Below are 746 nucleotides of genomic sequence, written 5' to 3' on the forward strand. Positions count from 1 at the left end.
TTTCTGTAAGAAAAGCCTTACGTTGGTAGTGAGGTTAGCGAAAATGAATGTTGTCTAAAAACAGACAAATAGATTGTCTTTTCATGGTCATTGAGGAATGCTACGCAAGGCGGGCTTAGGCAATTATCTAGAAATTCGATAAGTCTAGCGCCCTTATTGATTGTCTGAATATAAGAATAATCTAGATGGAATTTGATTCGGTTAACTTGCTGGCGATGGGACTGATTTTTCTCGGTTCTTTTGTCCAAACTGCGATTGGTTTTGGCTTAGCCATTGTGGCCGCGCCGTTGCTCATTCTATGGGCGCCCGAATATGTGCCTGCACCTATCTGTTTGGTCGCGTTGTTTATTTCGATCATGAATGCGCTGAAACATCGCAGTAGCGTCGAAATCGGTGGTCTAAAAATGGCACTGATTGGCCGAGTTCCCGGTTCTATTGCTGGTGGCTTCATGCTGTTCTTTGTCTCCACTCAAGCACTGACGTTATGGATCGGTTTACTCGTTCTATTCGCGGTTATCGTTAGTGTGCTTCCGTTTCGTATTGAACCAACACCCCAGCGTATGACGTTAGCTGGATTTTTCTCCGGTTTGTTTGGTACCAGCTCGGCAATCGGTGGCCCTCCGATGGCATTGCTATTGCAGCATCAAGAAGCGAACCAGTTACGCGGTAACTTGTCGGCATTTTTCGTATTCAGTTCTATCATCTCTTTGGTGGTTCAAATCCCCGCGGGCTTCTTTACGTTGCAC

At 45.6% G+C, this 746-nt stretch carries 1 protein-coding gene; it reads left to right on the top strand.

Annotated elements, in window-relative coordinates; all coding sequences use genetic code 11:
- Window positions 1-185 precede the first annotated feature (185 nt).
- Window positions 186-746: sulfite exporter TauE/SafE family protein (locus tag R7Z49_RS24650; protein ID WP_318112323.1), on the top strand; the 561-nt coding region annotated here is incomplete at its 3' end.

Source organism: Vibrio sp. 1562, assembly GCF_033340155.1.
Taxonomy (GTDB): Bacteria; Pseudomonadota; Gammaproteobacteria; order Enterobacterales; family Vibrionaceae; genus Vibrio; species Vibrio alginolyticus.